Annotated in this window: 6 protein-coding genes; all 6 read left to right on the top strand. The window is 64.3% G+C overall.

What is annotated here, in order from left to right:
• Positions 1 to 1,353 (top strand): dGTP triphosphohydrolase (dgt, locus tag ADADOO_RS01140; protein WP_511274328.1); only part of this gene is annotated, 1,353 nt, incomplete at its 5' end.
• Between the two features lie 67 nt (positions 1,354 to 1,420).
• Positions 1,421 to 2,026, top strand: coding sequence for a transcriptional repressor LexA (gene lexA / locus ADADOO_RS01135; RefSeq protein ID WP_511274327.1), 606 nt, complete (start codon positions 1,421 to 1,423; stop codon positions 2,024 to 2,026).
• Positions 2,023 to 2,754: a translesion DNA synthesis-associated protein ImuA gene (gene imuA / locus ADADOO_RS01130; RefSeq protein ID WP_511274326.1), complete on the top strand. Its 732-nt coding sequence runs from the start codon at positions 2,023 to 2,025 to the stop codon at positions 2,752 to 2,754. Before lexA ends, imuA begins: the two co-directional genes overlap by 4 nt.
• Positions 2,687 to 4,156 (top strand): Y-family DNA polymerase, encoded by a 1,470-nt coding sequence (locus tag ADADOO_RS01125; protein ID WP_511274325.1) that lies wholly within the window; start codon positions 2,687 to 2,689, stop codon positions 4,154 to 4,156. Before imuA ends, ADADOO_RS01125 begins: the two co-directional genes overlap by 68 nt.
• A gap of 40 nt (positions 4,157 to 4,196) precedes the next feature.
• Positions 4,197 to 5,006 (top strand): alpha/beta hydrolase, encoded by an 810-nt coding sequence (locus ADADOO_RS01120; RefSeq protein WP_511274324.1) that lies wholly within the window; start codon positions 4,197 to 4,199, stop codon positions 5,004 to 5,006.
• 17 nt (positions 5,007 to 5,023) lie between these two features.
• Positions 5,024 to 6,918 (top strand): PHP domain-containing protein (locus ADADOO_RS01115; protein ID WP_511274323.1); only part of this gene is annotated, 1,895 nt, incomplete at its 3' end.

The following is a 6,918-nucleotide window of genomic DNA, read 5'->3' as shown; positions in this document are numbered from 1 at the left end:
AAGAGCATGGGCAAACGAAAAGTCTGGGAAAAACTGCTGTCGAGCGAACGCCTGGGGGCCGGCAAGGCGCCCGGTACGGCAGAGCGTACGGCTTTCCAGCAGGATTACGATCGCATCGTCTTCACTTCCGCCTTCCGGCGCATGAAGGACAAGACGCAGGTTTTCCCCCTCTCCAAGAGTGATTACGTGCGCACCCGCCTGACACACAGCCTGGAAGTCAGTTGTGTCGGCCGCTCGCTGGGTGCTGTCGTCGGCCGCGAGATCATCGCCCGGCACGGCTTACAGCACGTTGAGTCGGGCGATTTTGGCGCCATCGTTGCCGCCGCCTGTCTGGCCCACGACATCGGCAATCCGCCTTTCGGCCACGCCGGCGAGGACGCCATCCGCGAGTGGTTCCGCCATTCCGGCTTGCTTGATCGTCACGAGTTGACGCCGGCGCAACGGGCCGACTTCGAGCGCTACGAAGGCAATGCACAGGGCTTTCGCATCGTCAGCCGGCTGCAAAGCCCGGCCAACCCCGGCGGTCTTCAGCTGAGCAGCGCGGTGCTGGCGACCTTTACCAAATACCCGCGCCCATCGCATCTCGATGCGGATCTGGATGGCAAGAGCGGCAAGAAATTCGGCTTTTTCCAGCAGGATGCCGATAATTTTCGGCGGGTTGCACGGTCAACCGGAATTATCGAGCGAATTCCAAATACCGCCTGGCACCGTCATCCGCTGGCTTTTCTCGTCGAAGTGGCAGACGACACATGCTACCTCATCGTCGACCTCGAAGATGCCGCCCGGCTTGGCTTCGTGCCCTACAAGGATGCCGAGTGCCTGCTCGCCGACCTGGCTGGCAACACAATCAACGGCGGCCGACTGGATCGCCTGCATGATCCGAAAGAGCGCCTCGAATACCTGCGCGCCAAGGCCATCGGCTGCCTGCTCGAAAGCGCTGCGGCAGTCTTCCTGGAAAACGAGGACGCCATCCTGAGCGGCCTGTTCGATGACGAACTGCTCGAAAGCTCGCCCATCGCCCATCCGCTGCAGGCCATTCTCAAGCTCGCCAAGGAAACGATCTACACCGCCCGCCCGGCGCTCGAGATCGAAACCGCCGGTTTCGAGGTGCTCGGCGCTTTGCTCGGCCTGTTCACCAATGCCGTCGAGGCGAGGGCAGGGCATGCCCGCTACACGACGCGCGAGCGCATGCTGCTCAAGCTTTTGCCGCCGCAATTCCTTGGCCACGGCGGCGAGCCGGATGCCGACCCGTACATTCGCCTGCTCCAGGTCGCCGATTTTGTCGCCGGGATGACCGATTCCTACGCCGTGGACATGTTCCGCAAATTGAAGGGTTTCGATCTGCCGACCTGAATTTCCGCTTGCCAAAAACCAATGACTGTACAAAAATACAGTTATTGGTAATCAGCAGAGGCCGGCCATGAAACTCACGCCACGTCAGCAGGAAATTCTCGACTTCATCAAAAATACGCTGGAAGTGCTCGGCGCCCCACCGACACGCATGGAAATCGCCAGCGCCTTCGGTTTCGCCTCGCCGAATGCCGCCGAAGACCACCTCAAGGCCCTGGCCAAAAAGGGCGCCATCACGCTCGAGCCGGGCTCGGCGCGCGGCATCCGGCTCGTCGAGCAGCTTGGCCTGCCGCTGATCGGCAGCGTCGCCGCCGGGTCGCCCATTCTCGCTGTTGAAAACGTCCAGGGCCGCTACGCCTTCGATGCCGGCATGTTCTCGCCCAAAGCCGATTTCCTGCTCAAGGTGCGCGGCACCTCGATGATCGATATTGGCATGTTCGACGGCGACCTGCTTGCCGTGCACAAGACCAATCAGGCGCGTGACGGCCAGATCGTCGTCGCCCGCATCGACGAGGAAGTCACGGTCAAGCGCCTGGAACGCAGCGGCGGGCAGATCAAACTGATCGCCGAGAATCCGGATTTTCAGCCGATCATCGTCAATCCCGAAGAGGTCGAATTTGCCATCGAAGGCATCGCCGTCGGCCTGATTCGCGGAGCCGTTTCCAAGCTCTCATGAACACCCAGCCGTTGCCGGTTGCCTTGGCGGATGTGCTGGCCCGAGGCGATGTCTGGCGCGGCGACACGCTGGCTTCGCTGGCGGAAAGCGCCATCCCGAGCGGCCATGCTGAGCTCGACGCCGAATTGCCGGGCGGCGGCTGGCCGCGCGGGAATTTGACTGAAATGCTCGTTGACCGTAGCAGTGTCGGCGAAATGAGCCTGTTGCTGCCGGCGCTGGCCAGATTATCGACCGATGGCGGCTGGCTGGCACTGGTCGCACCGCCGTGGTTGCCGCATGCGCCGGCTTGGGCCGCGGCCGGTGTAGCACTGGAACGGCTGGTCGTCGTCCAGGCCGGCAAGAGCGTCGGCTGGTGCGTCGAACAACTGCTGACCAGCGGTGGTTTTGCCGGTGTGCTGGCCTGGCCGGAAGCAAACATCGATGCCCGCGCCTTGCGCCGCTTGCAGGTTGCCGCCGAAGGGCGTTCGGTTTTTGCCTGTTTGTGGCGGTCGACCGTAGCTGCCGGGGTGCCATCGCCAGCGCCGCTGCGCGTCGTATTGAATGCGGCGGCGGACGACAGCACGCTGTCGGTACGCATCATCAAACGGCGCGGTCGGCCAGTTTCCCGGCCGCTCGCCTTGTCCATACCTCGTCCTGTTCAATTCGCCGGGAGAAATTCGCGTGCTGTGGCTGGCCCTGCACTTTCCCTTGTTGCCGCTCGAGGCCCTGCCGCTGCGCCAGTCGCCTAGCGCGGTCGTGGCGCGCGGGCGGGTGCAGGTGGGTGATGCCGAGGCGATGGCAGCGGGCGTTTGTGCTGGCCAGAAACTATCCACGGCGCTTGGCCTGCAGCCCGGGCTGGCCGTTTTCGAACGCTGCGCGGCCCGCGAAAAGCAGGCGCTGGAAAATCTGGCCTGCTGGGCCGGGCGCTTCACCCCGACAATCAGCCTGGTGCCGCCGGAGTCGCTGCTGCTCGAAATCGGCGGCTGCCTGCGCCTGTTCGGCGGCGCCGAGGCGATCATGACGGCGGTGCTCGCTGGTTGCGCCGAACAGTCTTATTCGACCCGCTGGGCGGTGGCGCCAACGCCGCGCGGTGCTGGTTGGCTGGCACGGATGGGCGCCAGCCAGATTTATGCGGAACCGGCAACCATGCACACAACCCTGGCCGACTTGCCGTGTGCCGTTCCCGGCTGGCCTGATGAGGTCACGAACCGGCTCGAATCATTCGGCCTGAGGCAACTGGGTGATCTGCGCAAGCTGCCCGGTGCCGGCTTGCGGCGGCGCATCGGCAGCGGGCCGGTCGACGACCTGCTGCGCGCCTGGGGCGATCTGCCCGATCCGCAGAAATCCTTCGTTTTTCCGGAAAGTTTCGCCATCGATATCGAGCTGCCATCGCGGGTCGAGCATGCCGAGGCGCTGGTTTTCGCCGGCCAGCGCCTGTTTGCGGCCCTGGCCGGCTGGCTGCACGGCCGGCAGTTCCTGGTCCGACGTTGCTCCCTGCAACTGACCCACGACGACGGGCCGCCGACTTCGCTGGCCCTGAATTTCGCCGAACCGGCGGCCGATGAAGGGCGTTTCGTCCGCCTGCTGCGCGAGCATCTTTCCCGGCTGGACCTCAAGGCGCCGGTCGAAGCCTTGCGCTTGCAGGCAGACGAGCTGGTCGACAAACCGGGGGCCAGCGCCCATCTGTTCGAGCAGGCGCCGGTCGGCGAAGGCACGCTGGCCTGCCTGGAACGGCTGCGTGCCCGCCTGGGCGAAGGCGCGGTGCAGGCGCTGGGCGAGATGGCCGATCATCGGCCCGAATGTGCGACGCGGGCGCATGAAGTCGATTTCAATTTTGGCCGTTTTTCCCGGTCGACCGTGGTAACGCGGGAAATGCCGCCAGCGGCCGGCAACACCAACCGATCACGCCCGCTATGGCTGCTGCCAACGCCACAGGCGCTGGCCGAACGCGCCGGCAACCCGCAATGGCACGGCCCACTCAAACTGCTGTCGCGCGCCGAGCGGCTGGAAAGTGGCTGGTGGGATGAAGGCGAGGGCGGGGCGACCGGTGACGTGCGACGCGACTATTTTGTCGCGCGCAATCCGCTCGGCCAGTGGGCCTGGGTGTTCAGAAACGCCGACGGCTGGTTCCTGCACGGCCTGTTCGCCTGAGGTAATCTGAATTTTTGTAGCGATGATCAAGGAGGATGTAATGCGGAAAGTCATTCTGGTTGTGCTGTCCTGGCTGGCCTTGTCGCCATGCTTTCTGGCGCATGCCGAGGCCGGGCCAGTCGGCATCGTGGTCATGCATGGCAAATGGGACCAGCCGAACGGGCATATCAGCGACTTTGCCAGCGCCATGGAGCGGGCCGGGTTGTTGGTGGTGAGCCCAGAAATGACGTGGTCGGGTCGGCGTTCCTACGATGCCGGCGTGGCGGCGATGGAAAACGAGATCGATGCCGCGGTCGGGCAGCTTCGCCAGCGGGGCGCCCGGACGATCATCGTAGCCGGACACAGTTTCGGTGCCGCGGGCGCCGTTCGTTATGCCGGCCGGCACAAAATGGATGGCGTCGTTGCGCTGGCGCCGGGCCATTATCCGGAAGGCAGCTATTTCGCCAACCTGACGGCCAAGAGCCGTAGCAAGGCGCAGGCGCTGCTTGATGCCGGCCAGCCGAATGAAACCGGCTGGTTCGACGATCCCAATTCCGGCGGTCGGCTCAAGCAGGTCAGCATGAGCGCCCGGACCTATCTCGACTTCTTCGACCCGGCCGGGCCGATGAATTTCGGCAACAATGCCGCCGTCGTCCTGCCCGGCACGGCCGTACTGTGGGTGTCCGGCCAGGCTGAGGAAACCGGTCTCAGAAATATGGCCGGTCGGGTGTTTGATCGCTTGCCCAAGACGCTGGCCGCACGACAAGTCGAGGTGTCTGGCGGCCACCTCGAAACACCGAGCAACAGTGCCAGCGTCGTGCTCGACTGGATCCGCTCTCTGCAACTGGATGCGGCATCCGCTACACGCTGATAAATGAGAGCTCGGCCATGTCGCTACCCGCTTACGCCGAGCTGCATTGCCTCTCCAATTTCACTTTCCTGCGCGGCGCCTCGCACCCGGGCGAACTGATCGCGCAGGCAGCCGTCCAGGGCTACACGGCGCTGGCGTTGACCGACGAATGTTCGCTGGCCGGTATCGTGCGGGCGCATCAGGCGGCCAAGCAGGCCGGGCTGAAACTCATCGTCGGCAGCGAAATGACGACCGTCGATGGCCTCAAGCTGGTCTTTCTAGCGAAAAACCGCGAGGGCTATGGCAATCTCTCGGCGCTCATCACGCTGGCCCGGCGGCGAGCGGACAAGGGGGCTTATGCGCTGCAACGGTACGATCTCAATGTCGTTTCGCCGAACGGCGCGGTGCCCGATTGCCTGGCGCTGTGGGTGCCGGGCGAGGCAGCCTCGGTTGACGACGGTCACTGGCTAGCCGAGCGTTTTCCCGGTCGTCTGTGGATTGCTGTCGAACTGCATGCCGGGCCGGACGATGCGGCCCGACTGGCCGATTTGCAAACGCTTGGTGAGGTTTGCGGACTGCCGCTGGTAGCGGCCGGCGACGTGCACATGCACGTCAAAGCCCGGCGGCCGGTGCAGGATGTGCTGACCGCGCTGCGTCTGAAAACGACGGTTTTCGACGCCGGCTACGCGCTCTTTCCCAACGCCGAGCGCCATGTGCGCACACGCCTGCGCCTGTCGCGCCTCTATCCGCCGGAACTGCTGGCCGAAACGCTGAAAATCGCCGAGCAGTGCAGCTTCTCGCTTGATGAACTGCGCTACGAGTATCCCGAGGAAATCGTCGAAGCCGGCCATACGCCGACTTCCTGGCTGCGCCACGAAACCGAGCGCGGCTTGCTGAAACGCTATCCGCAAGGCGTTCCGGACCCGGTTCGAAAGATCGTTGAGCATGAACTGGCGCTGATCGCCGAACTCAAATACGAAGCCTATTTCCTGACGGTCTACGACATCGTCTGCTTCGCGCGCAGCGTCGATATCCTGTGCCAGGGGCGCGGCTCGGCGGCCAATTCGATTGTCTGCTTCGCGCTGGGCATCACCGAAGTCAGCCCGGATCGTTCGGGCATGCTGTTCGAACGCTTCATCTCGAAGGAACGCGGCGAGCCGCCGGACATTGATGTCGATTTCGAGCACGAACGCCGCCCCGAGGTCATCGCTTACATTTACCAAAAATACACGCGCGAGCGAACCGCCCTGGCCGCCGCGCTGATCACCTACCGGACCAAGGGCGCGCTGCGCGATGCCGGTCGGGTACTCGGTTTCGAGACAGCCCGCATCGACGCCCTGACCGCCTCGCTAGCCTGGTGGGACAAGCGCGAGCAATTGCCCGAACGCTTCGCCGAGCAGGGTCTCGACCCGACCTCGCCACGCGTCGAAAAATGGCTGTGGATCGCCGGCCAGCTGCGCGGCTTTCCCCGCCACCTGACCCAGCACGTCGGTGGTTTCGTCATGTCGCGCGGGCCGCTCGCCCGGCTGGTTCCGGTCGAAAACACCGCGATGCCCGAGCGCACGGTGATCCAGTGGGACAAGGACGATCTCGACGCCGTCGGCCTCATGAAAGTCGATGTGCTGGCCCTCGGCATGCTCTCGGCGATCCGCCGCATGCTGTCGATTTTGAGCGAAATTTCCGGTCGACCGTGGCAGATGGCCGACATCCCCGCCGAAGACCCGAAAACCTACGACATGCTCTGCCACGCCGACAGCATGGGCGTCTTCCAGGTCGAATCGCGCGCCCAGATGGCCATGCTGCCGCGGCTCAAACCGCGCCGCTACTACGATCTCGTCGTCGAGGTGGCGCTCGTCCGCCCCGGGCCGATCCAGGGCGACATGGTCCATCCCTACCTCAAGCGGCGGCAGGGCAGGGAGCGCATCGAGAAAAT

It is taken from the genome of Azonexus sp. (assembly GCF_036170495.1).
Taxonomy (GTDB): domain Bacteria; phylum Pseudomonadota; class Gammaproteobacteria; order Burkholderiales; family Rhodocyclaceae; genus Azonexus.
This window is presented reverse-complemented; position numbering and strand designations above follow the sequence as displayed.